This is a genomic window from Sorangium sp. So ce1335 (genome assembly GCF_051521615.1).
Taxonomy (GTDB): domain Bacteria; phylum Myxococcota_A; class Polyangia; order Polyangiales; family Polyangiaceae; genus Sorangium.
Window position 1 is genome coordinate 5,802,284 of sequence record NZ_CP150363.1, and the last position, 20,733, is coordinate 5,823,016.

At 72.4% G+C, this 20,733-nt stretch carries 17 protein-coding genes; 6 read left to right on the forward strand and 11 right to left on the reverse strand.

The features are described 5' to 3' along the window. Window positions 1–3 precede the first annotated feature (3 nt). The 4 genes from WMF24_RS21455 to WMF24_RS21470 all read right to left on the reverse strand — a co-directional run bounded on the left by WMF24_RS21455 (window position 4) and on the right by WMF24_RS21470 (window position 5,094). Complete coding sequence (locus WMF24_RS21455) at window positions 4–1,194, reverse strand: cytochrome P450 (protein ID WP_437738290.1); 1,191 nt, start codon at window positions 1,192–1,194, stop codon at window positions 4–6. 76 nt (window positions 1,195–1,270) lie between these two features. Then, the gene (locus WMF24_RS21460) at window positions 1,271–2,137 is read right to left on the reverse strand and encodes an alpha/beta fold hydrolase (RefSeq protein WP_437738291.1); all 867 of its coding nucleotides are present in this window, start codon (window positions 2,135–2,137) and stop codon (window positions 1,271–1,273) included. Between the two features lie 63 nt (window positions 2,138–2,200). Continuing rightward, window positions 2,201–3,694: a flavin monoamine oxidase family protein gene (locus WMF24_RS21465; RefSeq protein ID WP_437738292.1), complete on the reverse strand. Its 1,494-nt coding sequence runs from the start codon at window positions 3,692–3,694 to the stop codon at window positions 2,201–2,203. A gap of 53 nt (window positions 3,695–3,747) precedes the next feature. After that, a complete protein-coding gene (locus tag WMF24_RS21470; RefSeq protein WP_437738293.1) occupies window positions 3,748–5,094 on the reverse strand; it encodes a hypothetical protein in 1,347 nt (448 codons plus the stop codon). A 1,306-nt stretch (window positions 5,095–6,400) separates the two neighbouring features. On the opposite strand from WMF24_RS21470, the gene WMF24_RS21475 reads away from it, so the two are divergent. Beyond that, entirely contained in the window at window positions 6,401–7,342 is a 942-nt protein-coding gene (locus WMF24_RS21475) for a formylglycine-generating enzyme family protein (RefSeq protein WP_437738294.1), read from the forward strand. Window positions 7,343–7,390: 48 nt separating this feature from the next. Here WMF24_RS21475 and WMF24_RS21480 read toward each other — a convergent pair whose 3' ends face one another. Beyond that, a complete protein-coding gene (locus WMF24_RS21480; protein ID WP_437738295.1) occupies window positions 7,391–7,693 on the reverse strand; it encodes a hypothetical protein in 303 nt (100 codons plus the stop codon). A gap of 475 nt (window positions 7,694–8,168) precedes the next feature. Here WMF24_RS21480 and WMF24_RS21485 point away from each other — a divergent pair, with 475 nt between their 5' ends. Continuing rightward, complete coding sequence (locus WMF24_RS21485; protein ID WP_437738296.1) at window positions 8,169–8,564, forward strand: VOC family protein; 396 nt, start codon at window positions 8,169–8,171, stop codon at window positions 8,562–8,564. A gap of 162 nt (window positions 8,565–8,726) precedes the next feature. On the opposite strand, the gene WMF24_RS21490 is transcribed toward WMF24_RS21485, so the two are convergent. Continuing rightward, on the reverse strand, window positions 8,727–9,308 hold the full coding sequence (locus tag WMF24_RS21490; RefSeq protein ID WP_437738297.1) for a type 1 glutamine amidotransferase domain-containing protein: 582 nt from the start codon (window positions 9,306–9,308) through the stop codon (window positions 8,727–8,729). A gap of 118 nt (window positions 9,309–9,426) precedes the next feature. Between WMF24_RS21490 and WMF24_RS21495 the strand changes: the two genes are divergently transcribed. The 3 genes from WMF24_RS21495 (at window position 9,427) to WMF24_RS21505 (ending at window position 13,547) form a co-directional block, all read left to right on the forward strand. Next, a complete protein-coding gene (locus WMF24_RS21495) occupies window positions 9,427–11,379 on the forward strand; it encodes a serine/threonine-protein kinase (RefSeq protein ID WP_437738298.1) in 1,953 nt (650 codons plus the stop codon). Window positions 11,380–11,874: 495 nt separating this feature from the next. Beyond that, window positions 11,875–12,681, forward strand: coding sequence for a hypothetical protein (locus tag WMF24_RS21500; protein ID WP_437738299.1), 807 nt, complete (start codon window positions 11,875–11,877; stop codon window positions 12,679–12,681). Then, window positions 12,681–13,547, forward strand: coding sequence for a formylglycine-generating enzyme family protein (locus WMF24_RS21505; RefSeq protein ID WP_437738300.1), 867 nt, complete (start codon window positions 12,681–12,683; stop codon window positions 13,545–13,547). Before WMF24_RS21500 ends, WMF24_RS21505 begins: the two co-directional genes overlap by 1 nt. Before the next feature lie 844 nt (window positions 13,548–14,391). Here the strand turns inward: WMF24_RS21505 and WMF24_RS21510 are convergent. Beyond that, window positions 14,392–14,568, reverse strand: a complete 177-nt coding sequence (locus WMF24_RS21510) for a hypothetical protein (protein WP_437738301.1) — start codon at window positions 14,566–14,568, stop codon at window positions 14,392–14,394. Here WMF24_RS21510 and WMF24_RS21515 point away from each other — a divergent pair. After that, entirely contained in the window at window positions 14,567–15,322 is a 756-nt protein-coding gene (locus WMF24_RS21515; protein ID WP_437738302.1) for an alpha/beta hydrolase family esterase, read from the forward strand. The two genes, WMF24_RS21510 and WMF24_RS21515, sit on opposite strands and share 2 nt — an antisense overlap. A gap of 123 nt (window positions 15,323–15,445) precedes the next feature. Here the strand turns inward: WMF24_RS21515 and WMF24_RS21520 are convergent, their stop codons facing one another. The 4 genes from WMF24_RS21520 to WMF24_RS21535 all read right to left on the reverse strand — a co-directional run bounded on the left by WMF24_RS21520 (window position 15,446) and on the right by WMF24_RS21535 (window position 20,704). Further along, complete coding sequence (locus WMF24_RS21520; RefSeq protein ID WP_437738303.1) at window positions 15,446–16,750, reverse strand: non-reducing end alpha-L-arabinofuranosidase family hydrolase; 1,305 nt, start codon at window positions 16,748–16,750, stop codon at window positions 15,446–15,448. A gap of 305 nt (window positions 16,751–17,055) precedes the next feature. Beyond that, entirely contained in the window at window positions 17,056–18,084 is a 1,029-nt protein-coding gene (yjfF, locus tag WMF24_RS21525; protein WP_437738832.1) for a galactofuranose ABC transporter, permease protein YjfF, read from the reverse strand. Between the two features lie 41 nt (window positions 18,085–18,125). Beyond that, complete coding sequence (locus WMF24_RS21530) at window positions 18,126–19,184, reverse strand: ABC transporter permease (protein ID WP_437738304.1); 1,059 nt, start codon at window positions 19,182–19,184, stop codon at window positions 18,126–18,128. Next, window positions 19,181–20,704, reverse strand: coding sequence for a sugar ABC transporter ATP-binding protein (locus tag WMF24_RS21535; protein ID WP_437738305.1), 1,524 nt, complete (start codon window positions 20,702–20,704; stop codon window positions 19,181–19,183). The genes WMF24_RS21530 and WMF24_RS21535 overlap by 4 nt, the downstream gene beginning before the upstream one ends. Between the last annotated feature and the right edge of the window lie 29 nt (window positions 20,705–20,733).

Genomic DNA, 20,733 nt, shown 5'->3' on the forward strand with positions numbered 1-20,733 from the left:
GCGTCACGCCGGGTGCGCCACGAGGGGGAGCGACGTCACCCCGCGGACGGAGATCGATCGCCGCCACACCGCCGGGCCGGCCTCGGTGAAGCGGCGGACGCGCGGCAGGAGCGCGGTGAACGCCAGCCGGGCCTCCAGCCGGGCGAGCGGCGCGCCAAGGCAGAAGTGGACGCCGTGCCCGAACGGCACGTGCGTGACGCTGCCCCTGTCGATGTCGAACCGGTGCGCGTCCGGGAAGTGCGCCTCGTCCCGCGCGGCGGAGCCGATCACCACGAGCACCCTGGCGCCCCGGGGGATGCGCACGCCGCTCAGCTCGGTGTCGGCCGTGGCGACCCGGTACACCGACCGCACCGGCGGCTCGTAGCGCAGGACCTCGTCCACGAGCCGCGGGATCTGCGCGGGATCCGCGCGCACGCGGTCGTGCACCTCCGGGTGCGCGATGAGCTGCCGCGCGGTGTGGCTCAGGAGGTGCACCGTGGTCTCCAGGCCGCCGACGAGGAGCAGGAACAGGAAGCTCATGAGCTCTGCGTCCGTGAGCGACTCGCCGTCGACCTGGGCGCGCAGGAGGTCGGTCACCATGTCATCGGCGGGCTCGCGGCGGCGGCGGGCCAGCACCTCGGTCATGTACTGTTCGGCCTCGCGCACCGTGGTGCGGATCTCCTCCATGCGCGCCGTCATGTCCGGCGTGACCGGGCTGATGCCGGTGAGGTCGTCCGTCCAGCGCTTGAAGCGCGGGTGAAGCGAGGCATCCAGGCCGAGGAGCTCGCCGATGACGCTCGCGGGCAGCGGCATGGCGAGCGCCTCGACCCAGTCGACCGGCTCGCCGAGCGGCAGGCGCGCCGCGAGGTCGTCCGCGAAGAAGCGCACGCGCGCCTCGAGGCGGGCCATGGCCGCGGGCGCGAAGGCGCGGCTCACGAGCGAGCGCAGGCGGCCGTGCGCCGGCGGGTCGAGCACGATCATGGAGTCGCCGAACGGGTTGTGCCCGAGCCACGCCGGCTTCGTGGCGGCGCGGAAGCCCTCGGACGAGAACAGCTCCGGGTCCTTGAGGACGGCGAGGATGTCGTCGTGGCGGGTCACCGCCCAGAAGCCGCCCGGGTCCACCTGGCACACGGGCGCGTCGCGCCGCAGCGCCGCGTAGGTGGGGTACGGGTCGGCGAGCATCGCGGGGGACATCAGGTTCAGCCGTTCGCTCATGGGTCGAGGACCTCCCGGGCGGGTCAGGATGGAGCGGGCATGGTCGCCTGCCGCGGGGCCGCGCGGCAAGCGGGCTTCAGACCGCCTCGATGGAGCGCAGCACCGCGGCGCAGAACGCCGCCGCGTCTTCGTCGGGCCACATGTGGGTGGCCCCGCGGACCACGAGGTGCTGCCCGGGGACGCACCGGGCCGCCGCGCGGGAGACGACGCTGAACGTCGGCCGGGAGCGCTCGCCGTACGCGATGGTGACGGGCACCTTCAGGCCGGCCAGGTCGCCGCACGTGATCGCCGGGGGTTGGGGCTGCGACAGGAGGAGCGGCATCGTCCGCGCGTTGTCCAGGTTGATGGCCTGCCGCTCCGCGGGCTGCGCGGCGAAATAGCCCTCGCGCTGGCCCGACCCGTCGAGCAGCACCCGCACGGCTTCCTCGAGCTCGCCGCGCTGGACGGCCCCGAAGACCGGGCCGAACATGGCGTTCATGTCGTCGCCGAGCGCGCTCAGCTCGGCGGGATCGGTGACGTACGAGGGCACGCCCGGCTCGTAGATAAGGGCGCTCCTGATCAGCTCGGGATGGCTCAGCGCCGCGCTCAGGGCCACGTGGCCGGCGTAGGACCACGCGACGAGGTGCGCAGGGCCCGCATCGAGGGCGCGAAGGAGCGCGACGAGGTCGTCCGCGTGCGTGTGCACGCCGAGCGGAGGCCAGCCCTGGCCCCACGCGCCGGTCCCGAAGTAGCGCTGGCTGTAGGCGATCGCGCGGTGGCGCTGGCCCACGAGGGCGAGGTGCCGGTCCCACATCCGGTGGTCCGAGGCCGCCCCGTGCAGGAACACCACGGGGGCGCCCTGCCCTCGCTCCGCCACCGCAAGGTGGGCGCCGTTCACCTCGATGAACCGGGGTGCCTGCGCGCCGTCCGGGCCGCCGTGGCCCGCAAGAGGTGCTGTCGTCATGCACGGAGCGATAGTTCGGCGCAGCCGGCCTGTCGACCTGGAACGGGAGCGCGGGCTCGAGGATCACGGCACGGTCTTCAGCGCGCTCTCGGCCGAGCGGAGCGCCCCCTCGATCCCCTGGTAATCGCAATACGCCTCACCGCAGACATGGACGTTGCCGGCAGGCGCGGCGCTGCCAGGGAGGCTGAACGCCCTCAGCCGCTCGAGGACCTCCCAGGACCTGGCGCCTGGCCGCCAGGTATGGCACCCGGCGCCGTAGGGCTCTCTGCTCCAGTCCCGGATGCCCCACGTGGTCACCGCGCCGGCCGCGCGCCGCAGCTCCGCCGGCTCCTGCAGGTCCACCCCGAGGTACTTCAAGAGCTGGCGCTTCAGCTCCTCGCTGCGATCGATCTCCGCCCGATCGTGGGCGTCCCCCTCGACATACACCTTCCAGAACTCCGTGGCCGGTCGATCGGTGTAGAGCATGGCCATGCCCTTGCCGTCGCTCTCGCGGTACGTGTAGTGGACCTCCCTGGCGGGCATCAGCGACGCGTTCCGCTGGGGCGGCGTGCGTCCCGTCCACCAGGGCGCGTCCGTGACGAGGAAGCACTTGAGGAGCGGGAACCCGAAGACCGCATCGAGATCTCGCTGGATCTCGCGGGAGAAGCAGCCCGCGAGCCGCATCAGCGGGCTCCTGGGCAAGGCGAGGATCACGTGCCGCGCGACGGCCTCCACGGTCTCCTCGCCGCGGGAGAACCGGAGGCGGATCCGCCCGCCTTCCGCCTCCGCGAGCGACGTGAGCGCATGGCGGAGGTGGATGGAGACCTGCTCCGAGCGCTGCTCGAGCCTCCGCACGAGGGCGAGCGGGAGCGCCCGGGAGCCTCCCTCGATGCTGACGAGGGTCGCCTCCCCCTCCCCCTCGCCGGACAGCGCGCGAAGCCAGAAGATGATCCAGTCCGCGGCGTTGGGGTTCTCTGGAATCAGGTGGTAGAACGTGCCTTGATCCCGGATCGCGAGCACGGCGCCGTGGCTGAGGACGTCGCTCAGCGCGTTCCAGAACCCCCGTTCGTGGAGGAACGCGCCTCCCTGCCTGGCCCGGCGGCGTATTCCGTCGTAATCGTCCTCATCGAGGCTCCTCATCCAGTCCCTGTGCTTCTCGTCCCGGGGGTCGTTCGGATCACCCGGGCTCCTCCATTCGGTGTCCTTGAGGATCCTGAGGATGCCGAGCTTCATCAGCTCGAGCGTCGAGTGAGGGCGATCGGCCGGTCCGGCCTCGTCGGGGGCGAGGGGGTGCCGCGGCCCCTGGATGGGCTCGGCCGTGTAGCGGGCGAACGGCCTTGTCTCGAGGCCGAGCTCGTCGAGCAGCCCCATCAGCAGGCGCTGCCGCCGCTTCTCGAACCGCATGGGACCGCACTCGGCGAGGAACCCATCCATCTCGACCGTCTCGATCCGCCCCCCGAACCGGTCGGACGCCTCGAACAGGCCCACCTTGCGGCCAGGGTCCCTCTCGGCGAGGCGAAAGCTGCAGTACAGGCCGGTGATCCCGGCGCCGACAACGATCGTATCGAACTCCTGCATGCGTCTTCTCCGATCCTGGACAGAGGGTGAGGCCGGCGGCCTGCGCAGCGTCGTCACGCCGCCGCCCGCTCGGCGGAGACGGCGCCCATCTCGACGTCCTGTTGCGTCGTTTCGTAGAACAGGAAGCGCCCGGTGGTAGCCTCACAGACGGCCTTCCAGCCGCGCATGCGCCCGACGACATCGAACGAGAGCCCCCAGCGAGGCGTCTTGTCGATCACGCGCACGCCCAGGGCGTGCATCGGCAGGAGCGCGACCGGCGCGAGCGCGTGGAAGACGCTGAGCGCCAGCCGCGGACAGCCCGGCTTGGCGTGGACGCTCGCGCGGAGGTAGCTCGCGCTCGAGAAGCCGAGCCCGTCGACCGCCCGCTCGATCAGGCCGAGCCCTCGAATGCCGTGGTGGTTGATCGCCATGTAGAGCGGCGTCACCCGCTCCGTCGCCGCCTGGAACGCCCTGGCCTCCGCGGCGAGCCCGGCGGGGATCCCTTCCGGGTGGCCGGCCACGGCTGCATAGAACAGGACCGCCTCGTCCTCGCTGGATAGACCGCAGTCCTTGATGAACATCAGCGACTGCGCCTGGGCGGCGGCCGCCTCCCTCACGGTGACGTCCTCCGCGATGGACGCCACCACCTCCGCCACGCTCCGCTGGATGACTCCATCCCAGTCCTCGGGGAGGTGCGCGAGGGTATCGGCCACGATGACCTCGTCACGGATGCCCAGGCGGGGTAGATCGCGCCAGAGCTTCCGCAGGTGGCTCCGGGTCTCCTCCGCGGAGAAGCCCATGTCGCGGGTGTGCAGGCACGTGTCCGGCACGACGATCACGTGGGCGCCGCCGGGGTGAAACTCGCGCAGGACGCGCGCCAGCGCCGCGCGCATCTTCAGGCCGAGGAACTCCGCGAAATCGGGCGCCCTGCCGAACCTGCCCGTCTTGAGCGGCACCGGCACCTTGCCGCCTCCCTCGGGCATGGCGAGCACCAGCGGCTCGCCCCTCCGCACCACCCGTTCGAGCCTGGCGTCGAACTCCGCCATGTCCCGGGGGTCGTCGAACCGGGTCTTGCTCGTCTGGATCGACGCCTTCTTGATGATGGCCTTGAGCTGGGCGACCCTGTCTCCGTGCCTCGACGCTGCCTTCCGAAGAGAGTCCTCGAAGGGGCGAATCGCCTGATCGAGCTCGCGGAGGAAGCCGTCGACCTCGGCGGGCTCTGCGAGGCGCGTCGAGGCCGCCGGCAGCCTGTCGCCGGACAGGACGCGCCGCTTCGCGGCGAGGAGCTCCGGGGCCTTCGCCAGGGCGGCGGCCGGCTGCGTGACGGCGCTCTGGTAGCGGGGGGCGGCGACCGCGACGCCTCGCTCCCTCGCGCCCTCACGGTCCGTGTGGTCGTCGGCGCCGCGGCGCAGAGCCACCATGCCCCGGGCGGCTCTCGATCGTATGGAAAGAGGAGCGCCATGAGTCTCGGTATCGTTATCGATCAGAGCACCTGCCATGATGGCGGGTTGACGCTGGCTGAGCACCGCGCTGGTGATATCGCTTGTCGACTCGAATTCCATGGTTCTCCCCTGCGACGCGCGCGCTGCGACGAAGCCCCGTCGCCCGCGCAGATCCGCCTCGATCGCGTATTCGCCGGAGCGGGCTGCGCCTCTCGCGTCGTCGTTCCCCACCTCCAGAGCACACCTCGTGCCGGCGGCGCCCACGCGGATTCCCCGGGAGATCGGCGGGGCCGCCGCGTGAACAGCGATGAACGCGCGGGGCCGCTGCGCAACCGCGCAACGACTTGCGTGCCGGTGAACACGCCCCGCGGACCACGGAGAGGGCGTCCTCGACGAAGCTGAAGATCACGAGATCTCGACGCGATGAGCCCCGCGGGCCCCGCCCGTCATGGGCTCGCCGATGGCGACCGCCACTCGGCCGCTCGCGCGGTGGCTCAGGTGCGCAAGGCGCGGAGGAGGCGTCCGCCAGGGGCGGCAGTCAGGCTCGCCGGCTCGCTCGGGCGGCGAGCGGCTTCGACGTCCGCCAGGTGCCGCCGCGGCGGCCGGCCTCGTCGAGGTCGCGAACTTCGTCGGCAGGCCCGAGAACATCCCCGAGATCGCGAAGAAGAAGGGGTATCCGCGGCGCACGCCGATGGTCGCCGGCAACGTGGGTGCGGCCGGGCCGTACGGCTGGCACGGCGAGAGCGAGGATCTCCTCGGGCGGCTCCAGGCGGGCATGGGTTTCCACCGCTGGGGCGGGCTGCCGATCGATCACACGCCGGCAGGGCTCTCGGCCCGGGCCACCCACATCGCGATGTTCCTGCGCCGGGGCCTCGTGCCGCCGCCGCGCGCCGAGGGGCATCTCGCTGCTCGGCGGAAAGACCGAGGGCGTCGCCTTCTGGATCGAGCCGCCCCGCGGCAGCGAGCTCCCCCGCGGGGGCGAGGTGATGTTCCCGGTCCGCCGCGTCGATCGGCGCGTGATCCAGGTCCTGACCTTCGGCCCGGGCTACGACGGGCCATTCACCTTGTTGCCGGCGATCGTCGTCCAGGAGCAATGGCTCGACGACGAGCCGGCGCCGACCGTGACCGCCTCGTAGAACATCGCTCACGTTGATCAAGCGAGAAATAACCGCCAAGACACGGAGGACGCCAAGATAGGATTCTCTTCCTGGCGTCCTTGGCGTCTTGGCGGTTCGAGTTTCTGCGCTTTTCAGGCAGTTTCAACCCGTTTGTCGCTCTACACACCATGCGATCCTCCACCACCCCCCTTGCCGTCTCCTCGCTGTCCCTCGCTGTCGCCGCGTGCGGCGTCCTCGCCGCCGCGTGCGGCGCCTCTCCCGCGGCGCCCGACGGCGCGCCGCCCGCTGCGCCGGCGCCCGCCGCGCAGGCCGCGCCGGAGGCCGCCGCGTCGACCGCCGCGCCGGGGCCCCAGCCCGGTGCGACCGCGGCCTCGGCCCAGCCCGGCGGCGATCCAACCGCCGCGCAGGCCGGCGCCGACCCGGCCGCCTCCGCCGCGCCGGCGGCGCCCTCGGACGGCTGCCCCGAGGGCATGGCCCGGGTGCCTGGCGGCAGCTTCGTGATGGGCCCGCTCAAGGTGAAGGCGACCGTGGGCGACCTGTGCATGGACAGGACCGAGGTCACCTCCGAGGCCTACGCCGCGTGCATCAAGGTAGGTAAGTACACGGATACATTCGAGAATTTCGCCCAGGAAGCGTCGACGTACAACGTGGCCGGCAAGGAGAGGCAGCCGATGGTCTGCGTCGACTTCGCGCAGGCGCAGGCCTACTGCGCGGCGCAGGGCAAGCGGCTGCCGCGCGACGACGAGTGGGCGTGGGCGGCCCGCGGCGGCGAGGCGGCGCGGCCGTACCCGTGGGGCGACGAGGCCCCGAAGGATCAGCTGTGCTGGTCCGGCGGCGGCACCGTGCGAAAGACCGCGTGCGACGTGGGGAGCTTCCCCGCCGGCGCGAACCCGCAGGGCATCCAGGACCTGGCCGGCAACGTGTTCGAGTGGACGACGAGCGCCAACGACGGTAGCGGCAAGATGCGCGTCGCCCGCGGCGGGAGCTGGCGCGACGGCATCCCGCCGCTCGTCAGGACGGCGCGGCCGGGAGGTTTCGAGGTGACGTACCGCTGCGGGTTCCTCGGGATCCGCTGCGTCACGGAGCCAGCGGCGAAGGCTGCGCCGTAGGGCGCGATCGCCGGAGCGGCTGACCTGACGGCGCGGCGCCGTCGCGCGCTACGTCGCGTTCGGATCGGAGAGCCAGGCCGCCAGCGCTTCAGCCGAGGACGAAAGCATCACTTCACTTATCCGATCCGCCCCAAGGCGCTCGAGCCGCTCCGCCAGCGCTGCGGTCTCCGCCTCGGTCAGGGGCCGACCCAGCCGCACCCCGCACAGCCGGGCCGCCATCTGGAGCCGCCCGAGCTGCTGCCCGAGCTGCTGCCCGAGCTGCTCCCCGCGCTGCTGAGCGCGCTCCTCCGCCTCTCTTGCCTCCTTCATCCTCCGCGCGTTCCACTGCTCGTACCATTCCCGGGTTTCCATGATGAAATCCCTCTCCTCGGATGGCAGCCCTGGAAGGAGCTGTTCCGGCACCTCGAAGCTTGACCGAACGAGCCACGGCAGCGCCCCCGTTGATCGAGGCGAAACTGCATGACGACCGCCGATATCACACCGGCGTTCAAAAGGGCACATCCTGTGCAACGCGCGCCCCTCCACGATCGACGCTGCAAAACATTACCGAGACGCTCACCATTTCATTCATAAATCGACCAAGACCGGCACTCGGCACCTGAGAAGTCCTGCCAAGGCTCTGCCTCCGAGCGGAGAGCAGGCCCATGCAAAGGCGCCAGAAGCGCAAGCACGCAACACGCGCGGCGTCATGCGCGTCGACGTCGAGGCGTGATGTGGTCCCGGGGCCCCGCGGCGTCCCGCCGGCTCGCCGTCAGCCTCGGCCTCGCCCGGCGGGCGCGCCTTGCCTTCCGACGCCGCGCGGCGCACACCTTCGCGCCCAGGCACCATGCACAGCGACGAACCCTACCTGATGCCCTCGTACGTCAAGCTCCTCGTCGCCGACGCGGAGCGCTCCGCCTCGTTCTACGAGCTGCTCGGCTTCACGCGCGTCCACCACGATCCGGTGTTCGTCCACCTGCGCTGGGCGCGCTACGCCGACCTCTTCCTCGTGGCCACGCCGCCCGGGGTCTCGCTCGCCGGGCAACGCGGCCTTGGCGTCATCGTCTGCTTCAGCGCCGCGGGCGACCTCGGCATCGAGACCATCGCCGCGCGCGCCGCGGCCGCGGGCGCCGCCGTCGACGGCCCGCGCGATCAGCCGTGGCACACCCGCGAGGTCGTCGTCTCCGACCCCGACGGGTACCGCCTCTGCTTCGTCGAGCCGAGCACGACCTTCCACGTGTGATCGCTCGCCTCGGCCTCGCCCGCGCGTTGCCGCTCGCCCGCGCCTTCCCGTGGAGCCACCGCTCGGCCTCGCCCGCGTTGCCGCCCGCCCGGCGCCTTCCCGCGGAGTGACCGCCCACCCGGGCCTCCGCGGAATCGCTCGCCCGCCCGGCGGCGCGCGCCGTCAGGGGCCCGGCGCGGGCTCCTGCGCCGCCGCCTCGGGCGCCATCGCGGGCTCGGCGCGCGCGGGCACGCCGCGCTCGACCTGACGGAGGAGCGCGTCGCAGAACGCCGGCAGATCGTCCGGCTTGCGCGACGTGATGAGATTGCCATCCTCGACCACCTCCCGATCGACCCAGCGCGCGCCGGCGTTCAGGAGATCCGTCTTGATGGACGGCCACGACGTGAGCGTCCGCCCCTCGGCGATGTCGGCCTCGACGAGCACCCACCCCGCATGGCAGATGGCCGCGACCGGCTTGCCCTGGTTGAAGGCGTTCCGGACCAGACCGACCGCCGCCGTGCTCGTGCGCACGTGGTCCGGCGAGTAGCCCCCCGGGATCACGATCGCGTCGAGATCGTCGTCCGACATGTCCTCGGCCGCCCGCTCCGTCGTGATCGTCACCTTGCCCTTCTTGCCGGCGAGCTCCTTTCCCGCGGCGAGGCCGACGATCACGGCCTCGTGCCCGGCGCCCCGCACCCGGTCGTAGGGGACCTGGAACTCCGCGTCTTCGAACATCTCGTCCACGAGGAATGCAATGCGCGCCATGGTGTTCGACCTCCGCGCAGAAGCTGGAGCCGCGCGGGTCACCCGCAAGCGCGGGCGGCTGCTCGCCGGACGCTCCCGGGCGACGCCAGCGCGCGGGCTCGTGTATCATCGCCCCGGCATGTCGTCGGAGCCGCACCAGCCCAGGCGAATCGGCCGGTACCTGCTCTACGGCCCCATTGCATCCGGCGGGATGGCGTCCGTGCACCTCGGCCGGCTCGTCGGCGACGCGGGGTTCGCGCGCACCGTGGCGATCAAGCGGCTTCACCCGCAGCTCGCCGAGGCGCCCGAGATCGCCGAGAGCCTGCTCGACGAGGCGCGCATCGTCGCGCGCATCCAGCACCCCAACGTCGTCGCGACGATCGACCTGCTCCTCGCCGAGGACGAGGCGTTCCTCGTCATGGACTACGTGCGGGGCGAGTCGCTCGGGCGGCTGCTCCGCGCGGCGCGCGCGGCCGGCGCGCCGGCGCCGCCCCCCATCGTCGCGAGCATCGCGTGCGGCGCGCTCCACGGCCTCCACGCGGCCCACGAGGCGCGCAGCGAGTCCGGCGAGCCGCTCGGCATCGTGCACCGGGACATCTCGCCCGAGAACGTGCTCGTCGGCGTCGACGGGACGGCGCGGCTGCTCGACTTCGGCATCGCCAAGGCGCGCGGGCGGCTCACGACCACGCGCGGCGGGCAGATCAAGGGGAAGCTGGCGTACATGGCGCCCGAGCAGATCCTCTGCGCCGAGGTGACCCGGAGGACCGACGTGTTCGCGGCGGGCGTCGTGCTCTGGGAGGCGCTCGCGGGCCGGCGGCTGTTCGAGGGCGACGACGAGGGAGCCCTCATCGGGGCCGTCCTCGAGCGGCCGATCCCGCCGCCGAGCTCGGTCGCGCCGCACGTGCCGCGGGCGCTCGACGCGATCGTCCTCCGGGCGCTGGAGCGGAACGCGGCGGGCCGCTATCCGACGGCGCGCGAGCTCGCGATCGCCGTCGAGGACGCCGCGCCGCTCGCGTCGCAGCGCGCGGTGGGCGAGTGGGTGGAGCTGCTCGCGGGCGAGGCGCTCGCGCGGCGGGCGGCGCGGGTCGCGGCGATCGAGAGCGCCTCGGCGGCGGACCCGGGCGGCGCGGCGACGATCGGCACCGGGGCGGGCGGCCCCGGGGCGGGCGGCACCGGGGCGGGCGGCCCCGGGGCGGCCGGCGCGGGGCCGGGCGGCGCGAGGGCGGCCGGCGCGAGGGCGGCCGGCGCGGGGGCGGGCGTCGGCGAGAACGGCGAGGGCGCGCGCGGCACCGGAGAGAGAGCGCGCGGCAGCGGGAGCCAGGCGGGCGCGCGCGGAGACGACGACGGGGAGCGAGCGCGCGCGCCGGCGTCGTACGACGCTGCTGCGCAGGGGCTCACGGAGACCGAGCCCGAGATCCCGGCCGTCGCCCTCGGGCGGGCGGCGGCCGCGGCGACGACGTCGACCGGGGATGGAACGGCCGGCGGGAGCTCGGGGACGCCCTCCACGAGAGGCGGCGCGCCGCGCGGCGGCGCGGCCCCGGCGGGGGCGCGGCGCGCGGGCCGGCTGCTCGCGCTGGGCGCCGTGTTCCTCTGCAGCGCGGCCGCGCTCGCGTTGCACCTGTCGCGCCGCGGCCCGTCCGGGCCGGAGGGCGCGGCCGACGCGGTCCACGCGGCCACCATCCAGCGTCCCCCCACGGACGCGCCGGACGCGGCCCCCGCCCCTGCCCCGCCGCAGGCGCCGAGCACGGCCGGGGCAGCCGGCGCCACGGCCGCAACCGGCGCCACGGCCGCAACCGGCGCCACGGACGCGACTCGTGCCACGGGATCCCCGCGCGTCGACGCGGCCCCTGCCGCGGGGGCGCCCGGCGCCGACACGACCCGCGCCGCGGGCGCGCCGAGCGCCGCCCCCGCCCCTTCGCAGGCGCCGAGCGCTGTCGCGCCTGCGCCCGCCCAGCGCCCGGCGCGGGCGGCCGTGAGCGCCCGCGCGCCTTCGCCCGCCCCGCGCGCGACCGGCGCCGACGCCCAGCGCTGCTCCCCGCCCTACACCGTGGACAAGGCTGGCATACGCCGGCTCAAGCCGGAGTGCCTGTAAGTGCTCGTAGACACACGCAAATCAACGAACGCCCCCCCTCCGGCGCGCGCGCGGGCCGCGCGTCCACACCCCTCTCCTCCGCCGTGCGCGGCGCCCCCCTCTCCGGCGCGCGCGCGGGCCGCGCGTCCACACCCCTCTCCTCCGCCGTGCGCGGCGCCCCCCTCTCCGGCGCGCGCGCGGACCGCGCGTCCACACCCCTCTCCTCCGCCGTGCGCGGCGCCCCCCTCTCCGGCGCGCGCGCGGGCCGCGCGTCCACACCCCTCTCCTCCGCCGTGCGCGGCGCCCCCCTCTCCGGCGCGCGCGCGGACCGCGCTCGCGCTCTCCGTCGCCGCCTCGCTGGCGCTCTCCCCCGCCGTCGCCGCCCACGCGGCGCCCAGCAAGCGGGCGTGCGCTGCCGCCTACGAGCGCGCGCAGGGCCTCCGCCGCGACGGCAGGCTCCTCGAGGCGCGCGAGGCGCTCATCGCCTGCTCGCAGCCGACGTGCCCGGCCGCCGCCGTGGCCGACTGCGGGCCGTGGCTCGCCGAGGTGGAGCAGAGCCTGCCCTCCGTGGTCCTCGCCGCGAAGGGCCCGGACGGCCGGGAGCGGCTCGACGTGCGCGTGCTCGTCGACGGGCGCCTGCTCGCCGCGACGCTCGACGGCAAGGCGCTGCCGGTCGACCCGGGGCCGCGCACGTTCCGGTTCGAGCCCGCGACGGGCCCCGCTGTCGCGGAGCGCGTGCTGATCCGCGAGGGCGAGAAGAACCGCGCCATCACGGTGACGCTGGGCGCCCCCGCGGCCCGCGCGCCAGCCGCTCCCCGCCCGCTCGCCTCGCCGCTCGCCTCGGCCCCGGCGCCTCCGCGAAGCGCCCCCGCCGCCCCGCCGCTCGCCTCGGCCGCGACCCCGCGCGCCGAGCCCGCGGTCCCCCCGCTCGCGTGGGTCGCCGGCGGCGCCGGCGTCGCGGGGCTCGCCGTGTTCGCCGTCGCCGGCGCGCTCTCGCTGGACGCCGAGGCCGACCTGCGCGCCACGTGCGCCCCGCGCTGCGCGGCCGACGACGTGCGCGCCATCCGCGTCCAGCACGCGGCGGCCGACATCGGCCTCGGCGTGGGCGTCGTCGCGCTCGGCGCCGCGGCGTGGCTCTACCTCACCCGGCCGGCCGCGGCGCGGTCGCCGGAGCCGACCGGCGCGGCCGCGCTCCGTCCGTTCATCGCCGGCGCGGGCGCGCTCCGTCCGTTCGTCGCCGGCGCGGCCGCGCTCCGTCCGTTCATCGCCGGCGCGGCCGCGGGCGGCGCGGGCGCCGCCGCGGGCGTCGAGGGGGCCTTCTGATGGAAGGCCGCCCGCCGGTTCACCGTCCCATCGCCGCAGCCGCCCTCGTGGCCGCCCTCGTCTCGGCGTGCACGCTCGTGCGGCCGCTCGACGGCCTCACCTGCGAGCCCGGCGCCGGCAACGCCTCGTGCCTGTACGGCCAGCCCTGCGAGGCCGACGCCGACTGCGCGACGGCCTCGTGCACGGCGCGCGCCTGCCAGTGCCCCGCCGGCATGGTGACGGTCGCGAGCACGTTCTGCATCGACGAGACCGAGGTGTCGAACGCCGCCTACCGCCGCTTCCTGGCCACCAACCCGGATCTCGAGGCGCAGGAGCCGTTCTGCCTGTTCAACGGCAGCTTCGACTTCGACACCGGCCCCGACGCGCCCGACGTCTGCAACGAGCGCCTCACGGGCGACGAGCTCCCGGCCACGTGCCTCGACTGGTGCGACGCCCGCGCCTTCTGCAAGAGCCTCGGCAAGCGCCTCTGCGGCAAGATCCACGGCGGCGCGCTGCCGTACGGCGGCGCGAGCGGAGCGCTGGGCGAGTGGTTCGACGCGTGCAGCAAGGGCGGCGAGCGCACGCACGCCACCGGCGAGTTCGACGCCGGGCAGTGCAACGGCGACAGCGCGGTGACGGTGCCGGTCGGCGACGAGGAGAGCGCGGCGTGCGAGGGCGGTTATCACGGCCTCCAGCACATGAGCGGCAACGTCCGCGAGTGGGAAGATTCGTGCTCGGGGGACACCGGCCCCGGCGACTACTGCGTGACCCGGGGCGGCGCGTTCGACAGCGGGAACTCGCTCGACGAGCTCCGGTGCGACGCGCGCGACGGGCGCGAGCGCGCCGACACGGACCACGCGATCGGCTTCCGCTGCTGCAGCGGGTAGCGCCGGCGACGCCGGCGCTTCGCCGGGCGCTCGTCCTTTCGATGACCAAGCGCCCCATGTGATCGCTCACATGACCAGTGTAGAACCCCATGGCCCGTCATGAGGCCATCCTCGATCCCACCGGTGCGCAGCGGCGGCCAGCGCGGCGCGCTCGTGAGCCGTCCAACGAACGCCCTTGACGCGCCGCCCCGGAGGGCCGCCGCCAGCCCCGTCCTCTCTCGGGATCGGGAGACCCACCGGCCCTTTGATCGGAGTTGACATCCTCATGTGAGCGCTCACATCATGACGGGCAGGTATCCTGTTGCTTTGTTCCGGGGAGGGTCGCTCCGGATGGGCGGTCGTGCGCACCGAGCCCTTCGCAGGCCTGCGCACCGGACGCAGGGTCCGGTACCGCGGCCTCTCGCACAGCCATCTGCTCGCTTCGATCTTGAACCTGTTTCGGTGCCCCCCGGACCACCTTCGTCGGCCCGAAGCGCTGCGCCGGGCAGTTCACGAACCTGACACGGCCATTCGAGAGGTCCCGTACATCCTCGCCGGCGACGCCTCGGGCTACCTGAGGACAGGCCAGTTCGTCGACGTCAAGATCACCAACAAACAAGCTGCTCAACACGATCGGCCCGGCCGTAGGCTGCACCGACGGCCAGGGAGGCCCGCTCGACGACTTCGGCGATCCGAGCCTCCAGGGCGGCCTCATCGAGCCGATCATCGCCTGAACACGCCATCACCATGGAGTCCTTGCCATGCTGAAACCAGGTTTTCGTTCCGCCATCCCAGCCGCCGCCCTGATGGTCCTCGCTTGCTCGTCCGGGACAGGCCCGCCCGACGGAAACGATGACGGAACCGCTCAGGGCACGGGCGGCGCGTCCACGAGCGGCGGCGCCCCCTCCTCGAGCGGCGCGACGACGACGGGCGGGGCCGACGCTCCTGCGAGCAGCGGGGGTGGCGCGACAGGTGGCTCGACCGCGAGCGCGTCGTCGACGGGAGACGGCGGCATGGGGGCCGGCGGCGCGGAGTCGCCCATGGGCAACCCGAGCCCAGGCTGTGGCAAATCGGGGCGGCCCGCCAGCGGAACGGTGACGGTCGACGGGGATCACATCTACACGTTCCCGGACAGCTACGACGGCAGCTCCCCTCTCCCGCTCTTGATGGGATTCCACGCCTGCGGCAACCCGATCGACCAGTTCATCAACCTCACCCGCGGGTCGGCCTTCGAGGCGGAGTACGTGCGCGCCGTGGGGAGGTCGTCGGACCCGGGCGGATGCTGGAACTACAACAGCGACATCGCCAGGGTCCTTCGGATCTACGACGACCTCATGGACAACTACTGCATCGACATGGACCGCGTGTTCGCCACCGGGCACAGCTCCGGCGCCCAGATGATCGTGCAGATCCTGGCGCACAGGTCCGATGCCGAGCACATGAGCTTCAGGGCGGTCGCCCCCGTCGCGGCCTCCGATTACGGCGCGCTGCAGGTGCCCGTCCCCGTGATGTACATCCAGGGAAAGAACGACACGGTCCGCGGGGGGGACGGAGCGAGCACGGTCGCCAGGTTCCGCACCGCCAACGGGTGCCAGACGGATTCGACGCCGTATTCCGAGGTCATGGGTTGCCAGAGCAGCGGCAAGGCCGTGAACCCCGGCTGCATCTCCTACAGCGGCTGTTCGGCGCCGACGATCTGGTGCTCCCACGACGACCCCGCGTACAGCAACACGAGCCACGGCGTGCCGTGCTTCGCCATCCAGGCGATGTACGACTTCTTCACGAACATGCCGTGAGGGCGCTCCGAGCCCGGTCGCTCGAGCGCTCGAGCCCGCGGTGACTCCGAGTCGCCGCGGGCTCGCCGGGAGGTCGCGTCCTGTGCCCGAAGGTCCCCTCCGAGAGCTCGGAGGGGAGCGGGGTCACTTCTCGAGCGTCAACAGCCCGAGCCGGTAGGGCAACCGGCCGTACTCCTCGTTGGACCTCGGATCCCTCCCCTGGTAGAGGAACTGCAGGTTGCACGGGTCGAGGGTCATTCGCTCGTCGTTCCCGGAGCGGACCAGCTCACCGTGGCTGATGTCGTCGGTCCAGTCCCCGCCTTCGAACGTCACGTTCGCGGGGCCGGCGAAGGGGTTCTGCTTCGTGTCGGCCAGGGGCGTCCAGGGGCCATCGAGGCTCTCGGACGTCCACGACCTGAAGAAGCGGGGGCTGTTGTCGAACGCCTCCACCAGCAGCAGGTACTTGTTCGACCCATCCACCTTGTAGACGTTGCTGGCCTCGAACAAGAGCCCCGAGCTGGGCGCCGTCATGACGACCTCATACCCGTCGAAGTTCGGGAATCTGTCGATGCTGACCTTGGAGCGGTAGAGCTTCCCGTCGTCCCGCGAGAAGAAGAGATGGCAATAGTCGTCGTCGCAGATCACCCAGAAGTCGAGCGCGCCGAGGGTGTTCCCCATCTGGCCCGGCTCGCCTCGGAGCAGCGTCTGGGGCCGGCTCCAGCCGTTCATGTTGTTGATATCGTCGTTCGTGGAGTACCTGCCGTTCCACTGGTAGATGAGGTACCACTTGTTGTGCGGCCGGAAATAGAAGACCTGGGGCGCGACCGTGCTGCCGGTGGGCCAGTTCGCCATGTAGTGCTGCTCGGCGGAGTTCGCCTGGTCGAAGTCGGTGAAGTTCAGGTACACCGACTTCCACCCGTCGCTGCCGTTGGTGGTCTCGAACACCGTGGCAAACACGTGGTACTTGCCGTCGTGGAACACGATCGTCGGGTCCTTGACGGAGGCGAAGGAACGGCCGGCGGGCGGCTTGGGGCTGATCACCGGAGGCCCCGACTTCCACCTGTACGTGGTGGGCAGGTCGCAGGTCGGCGTCGACCCGCCTGTGCCACCCCCGCCGACGCCCGGAGCGCCACCGCTCCCCGCCGACGTCATGCCGCCCGTCATGTCGCCGCCCGTGCCCGTGACGCTCGCGCTGCTCGCGCTGCTCGAGCTGCTCGCGCCGGGGATCGACCCGCCTGTGCCCCCTCCCCCTGTGCCCGTCGTGCTGCTGGCGCTGGACGTCGGATTCTGCGCGCCGCCGCCGCCCGTGCCGTCCGAGGGCTGCTGTCCTTCCGTCGTGTCGCTGGCGCAGCCGGCGAGCGCCGCGAGCACACAGCCGAGGGCAGAGAACCGAAGCAGGAAACGTCGCGGGGTCAGGGACTGGCTGGGCAAATCGAGGGAAGTGTTCATGCTGGTCTCCAGATGGCTGCCCGGCCGGGCCAGCGAGCTCCTCGGAGCCCGACCGTCAAGGTTGACGCGCAGGAGGACGAAGGCCCGGCACGCACGACCCGCGTGTCCAGGGCAAGTACACCCGAGAGCCGCATTGTGAACGTTCACATGGCACCCGTCAATCGAAATGGGCCCGTCGCCCCCCTCGATCTCGGTGGGACGGTGCGCAGCGGCGGCCGACCGAGGCGCCTTGTGAGGCGCCCTTGTGATCTGGCAACCAGGCCTGGCGCCGGCGCGCCCGTCAGGTCCGGGGACCTGGGCCCTTTTCAACCCTCGCGCTTCGTGCCGCGCCGACCGAGCAGCCGTTGAAAGAGGCAGGAGACGAGGAGCAGGAGCCCGATGACGATCTTTGTCCACCAGGAGCTGAGCGTGCCCTCGAACATGATGAGGGTCTGGATGGTGCCGAGGATCAGCACGCCGAACAGCGTCCCGACGACCGTGCCCGATCCGCCGGTCAGGAGCGTGCCGCCGACGACCACGGCGGCGATGGCGTCGAGCTCCATGCCGCCCGCGTGCAGCGCGTAGCCGGACACCATGTAGAACGTGAAGGCGACGCCCGCCAGCGCCGAGCAGAACCCGCTGAACGTGTAGACGAGCACCTTGGTCCTCGGCACCGCGAGGCCCATGAGCAGGGCGGACTGCTCGCTGCCGCCGATCGCGTAGACCGTGCGGCCGAAGCGCGTGTAGTGCGCGAGGTAGACGGCCGCGGCGAACAGCGCGAGCGCGATCACGACGTTCCAGGTGATCGAGGTGTCGAACAGGAACGGGATGCGGTGCGACGACACGTCGACGTAGAAAGGATGGGTGATGGTGATGGAGTCGATGCTGATGAGGTAACAGAGCCCGCGAGCCAGGAACATGCCCGCCAGGGTGACGATGAACGCCTGCACCTCGAAGTACTGGATGACGGCCCCCATCACGAGGCCGAAGCCCGCGCCCAGGGCCAGGACGAGCGGGATGACGACGGCCGGGCTCACGCCGTGCTCCTGGACGAGCGACGCCGACACCATCGTTGTCAGCGCGATGACCGAGCCGACGGAGAGGTCGATCCCGCCGGAGAGGATGACGAAGGTCATCCCGATGGCGGCGATCGCCAGAAACGCGTTGTCGATGAAGAAGTTGAGGAACACCTGCAGCGAGAAGAACCCGTCGAACAGGATCGATCCGGCCCCGAACATGACGACGAAGAGGCCGACCGTGACGGCGAGCGGCAGGTGCCTCGGGTCGATCCGGACCGGCCGTCTCGTCGCGGCTGCGGCGCCGCTCCTCGTCGCGGCGATGGCGTCGCTCCTCATCCTGGCTGCGGCGTCGCTCCCTGTCGCGGCTGCGGTGTCGCTCATGTCGTGGCCACCTTCCCTGCCCGCTGCTTCCCGATGAGATCCCTGACCTTCTGCGATTGCAGGATGCTGACAAAGAAGACGACGACGGCCTTCACGACGAGGTTGACCTCGGGCGGCACGCCGACCGAGTAGATCGTGGTGGTGAGCGTCTGGAGGATGAGGGCGCCGATGACGCTCCCCGCCAGCGTGAACTTGCCCCCGGAGAGCGACGTCCCGCCCAGGACGACGGCCAGGATGGCGTCCAGCTCGAAGAGCAGCCCGGCGTTGTTGCCGTCGGCGCTCTTGACGTTCGAGCTCACGATGAGCCCCGCGATGCCGGCGCACAGGCCGCACACCGCGTAGCAGGCGAAGGTGATCGAGCGCGCGCGGATGCCGGCCAGCCGCGAGGCGACGGGGTTGATGCCGATGGCCTCCACGAACATGCCGAGCGCCGTCTTGCGGGTCAGGAGCCAGAGGGCGGCGCCCACGCCCGCCACGATGAACAGCGAGACCGGGACGCCCAGCAGGAAGCCGTTCCCGATGACGTGGTAAGGGCTGTAGTAGATCGTGATGATCTGGCCGTTCGTGATGAGCTGGGCGACGCCCCTGCCCATGACGAGCAAGATCAGCGTCGCGATGATCGGCTGCATGCCGAGCAGCGACACGAGCGCCCCGTTCCACATGCCGAAGACGAGCGCCACGCCGAGCGCGCCGCCGACGGCGACCGGCAGCGGGACCTGCGTCACGTGCTCCATGCCGGCGCCGCCGTTCAGGGCGAGCTCGCCGCCGATGAGCGCCGCCGCGACGGCGCCCGAGATCGCGACGACCGCGCCGACAGAGATGTCGATTCCATGGGTGGCGATCACGAGGGTGAGCCCCATGGCGACGATCATGAGCGGCGCGGCGCGGTTCAGGATGTCGATGACGCTGCCGTACAGGTGGCCGTCCTTGACCGTGATCGCGAAGAGCTGCGGGTTGATGACGAGGTTGACGAGGAGCAAGAGGCCGAGCATCGCCGTCGGCCAGAAGGAGCTCCTCCGGGTGAGCCGGCGCAGGGAAGCGGCCGCCGCGCTCACGCCGCGCCTCCCGCGATGATCTGGTACACCGCCTGCTCGTCGGTCTCGCCGGCGGCCAGGTCGGCCACCTGGCGCCTGTCGCGCAGCACGACGACCCTGTCGGCGTAGCGCAGCGCATCGGCCATCTCGGACGAGACGAACACGACGGCCATTCCCTTGTCGCAGAGGTTCATGACCTGACCCATGATCTCGCCCTTGGCCGCCACGTCGATGCCGCGGGTCGGCTCATCGAGGATGAGCATGCGCGGGTCGGTCGCCAGCCAGCGGGCCAGGAGCCCCTTCTGCTGGTTCCCGCCGCTCAGCCTGGCGATGGGCACCTCCGCGTCGGCCGCCACGATGCCGAGCCGCTCGATGTACGCGCGGGCGATCTCGTCCTGCCGGGCCCGCGGCAGGTTGCGGAAGATGCCGCGCTTGGCCTGGAGGGCGAGGACGATGTTCTCGCGCAGCGAGAGCTCGCCGACGATGCCCTCGAGCTTCCGGTCCTCGGGGCAGAAGCCGAGGCCGCGCGCGATCGCGTCGATCGGCGAGCCGATGCGCACCTCCTCGCCGCCGATCTCGACGGTGCCCTCGTCCGCCCTGTCGATCCCGAAGAGGAGCCGCACGGCCTCCGACTTTCCGGCGCCGAGGAGGCCCGCGATGCCGAGCTCTTCCCCCGGCCTCACGTCGAGGTCGATGCCGCGGACCGAGCCCTTCTTGCCGAGGCCGCGCGCCCGCAGGAACGGCGCGTCCCCGCCCGCCGGCCTCGCCGCCTGGGCGCGCTCGGCCCGGCTCGGGCCGTCCTCCGCGACGTCGCGCCCCACCATGCTCGTGACGAGCTGCATGCGCGAGAGCTCCGCGGCCGGGTGCTCGCCGACCCGCTGGCCGTTCCGCAGCACCGTGATCCGGTCGGAGATCTCGAACACCTGGTCGAGGAAGTGCGTGATGAACAGGATCGCCATGCCCTGCGCCTTGAGGCGCCGGATGACCGAAAACAGCACCTTGACCTCGTCCTCGGCCAGGCTCGACGTCGGCTCGTCCAGGATGAGGATCCTGGCCTTCGCGCTCAGCGCGCGGGCGATCGCGACGATCTGCTGGACGGCCAGGGAGAACGCCGAGAGCGGCGCGGCGACGTCGATGTGGACGTTGAGGTCCGCGAGCAGCGCGGCGGCCCTCCGGCGCATCTCCCCCCACCGGATGGCGAAGGGGCTCGAGCCCTCACGGCCGAGGTAGATGTTCTCCGCGACGGAGAGGTTGGCGCAGAGGTTCACCTCCTGGAACACGGCGCTGATGCCCTCCCGCTGCGCGTCCAGCGGGCTCGACGGCCGGATCGGCCGGCCGTCGAGGAGGATCTGTCCGCTGTCCGGGGGGTGGACGCCGGTGATGATCTTCACGAGCGTCGACTTGCCCGCGCCGTTCTGCCCCATGAGCGTGTGCACCTCCCCCGCCAGCAGGCGGAAGTCGACGCCCAGGAGCGCCTGCACGCCGGGGAAGCTCTTGGAGATCCTCTGCATCTCGAGCACGGGCACGGCGTTGCTCGTCATGACGCTCATCCTCCCCGGATCGCAGACCG

Coding starts and splice junctions, on each gene's coding strand:
- WMF24_RS21455 (WP_437738290.1), bottom strand. CDS start 1,194: ATGAGCGAACGGCTGAACCTGATGTCCCCCGCGATGCTCGCCGACCCG.
- WMF24_RS21460 (WP_437738291.1), bottom strand. CDS start 2,137: ATGACGACAGCACCTCTTGCGGGCCACGGCGGCCCGGACGGCGCGCAG.
- WMF24_RS21465 (WP_437738292.1), bottom strand. CDS start 3,694: ATGCAGGAGTTCGATACGATCGTTGTCGGCGCCGGGATCACCGGCCTG.
- WMF24_RS21470 (WP_437738293.1), bottom strand. CDS start 5,094: ATGGTGGCTCTGCGCCGCGGCGCCGACGACCACACGGACCGTGAGGGC.
- WMF24_RS21475 (WP_437738294.1), top strand. CDS start 6,401: ATGCGATCCTCCACCACCCCCCTTGCCGTCTCCTCGCTGTCCCTCGCT.
- WMF24_RS21480 (WP_437738295.1), bottom strand. CDS start 7,693: ATGGAAACCCGGGAATGGTACGAGCAGTGGAACGCGCGGAGGATGAAG.
- WMF24_RS21485 (WP_437738296.1), top strand. CDS start 8,169: ATGCACAGCGACGAACCCTACCTGATGCCCTCGTACGTCAAGCTCCTC.
- WMF24_RS21490 (WP_437738297.1), bottom strand. CDS start 9,308: ATGGCGCGCATTGCATTCCTCGTGGACGAGATGTTCGAAGACGCGGAG.
- WMF24_RS21495 (WP_437738298.1), top strand. CDS start 9,427: ATGTCGTCGGAGCCGCACCAGCCCAGGCGAATCGGCCGGTACCTGCTC.
- WMF24_RS21505 (WP_437738300.1), top strand. CDS start 12,681: ATGGAAGGCCGCCCGCCGGTTCACCGTCCCATCGCCGCAGCCGCCCTC.
- WMF24_RS21515 (WP_437738302.1), top strand. CDS start 14,567: ATGGGCAACCCGAGCCCAGGCTGTGGCAAATCGGGGCGGCCCGCCAGC.
- WMF24_RS21510 (WP_437738301.1), bottom strand. CDS start 14,568: ATGGGCGACTCCGCGCCGCCGGCCCCCATGCCGCCGTCTCCCGTCGAC.
- WMF24_RS21520 (WP_437738303.1), bottom strand. CDS start 16,750: ATGAACACTTCCCTCGATTTGCCCAGCCAGTCCCTGACCCCGCGACGT.
- yjfF (WP_437738832.1), bottom strand. CDS start 18,084: ATGAGGAGCGACGCCATCGCCGCGACGAGGAGCGGCGCCGCAGCCGCG.
- WMF24_RS21535 (WP_437738305.1), bottom strand. CDS start 20,704: ATGACGAGCAACGCCGTGCCCGTGCTCGAGATGCAGAGGATCTCCAAG.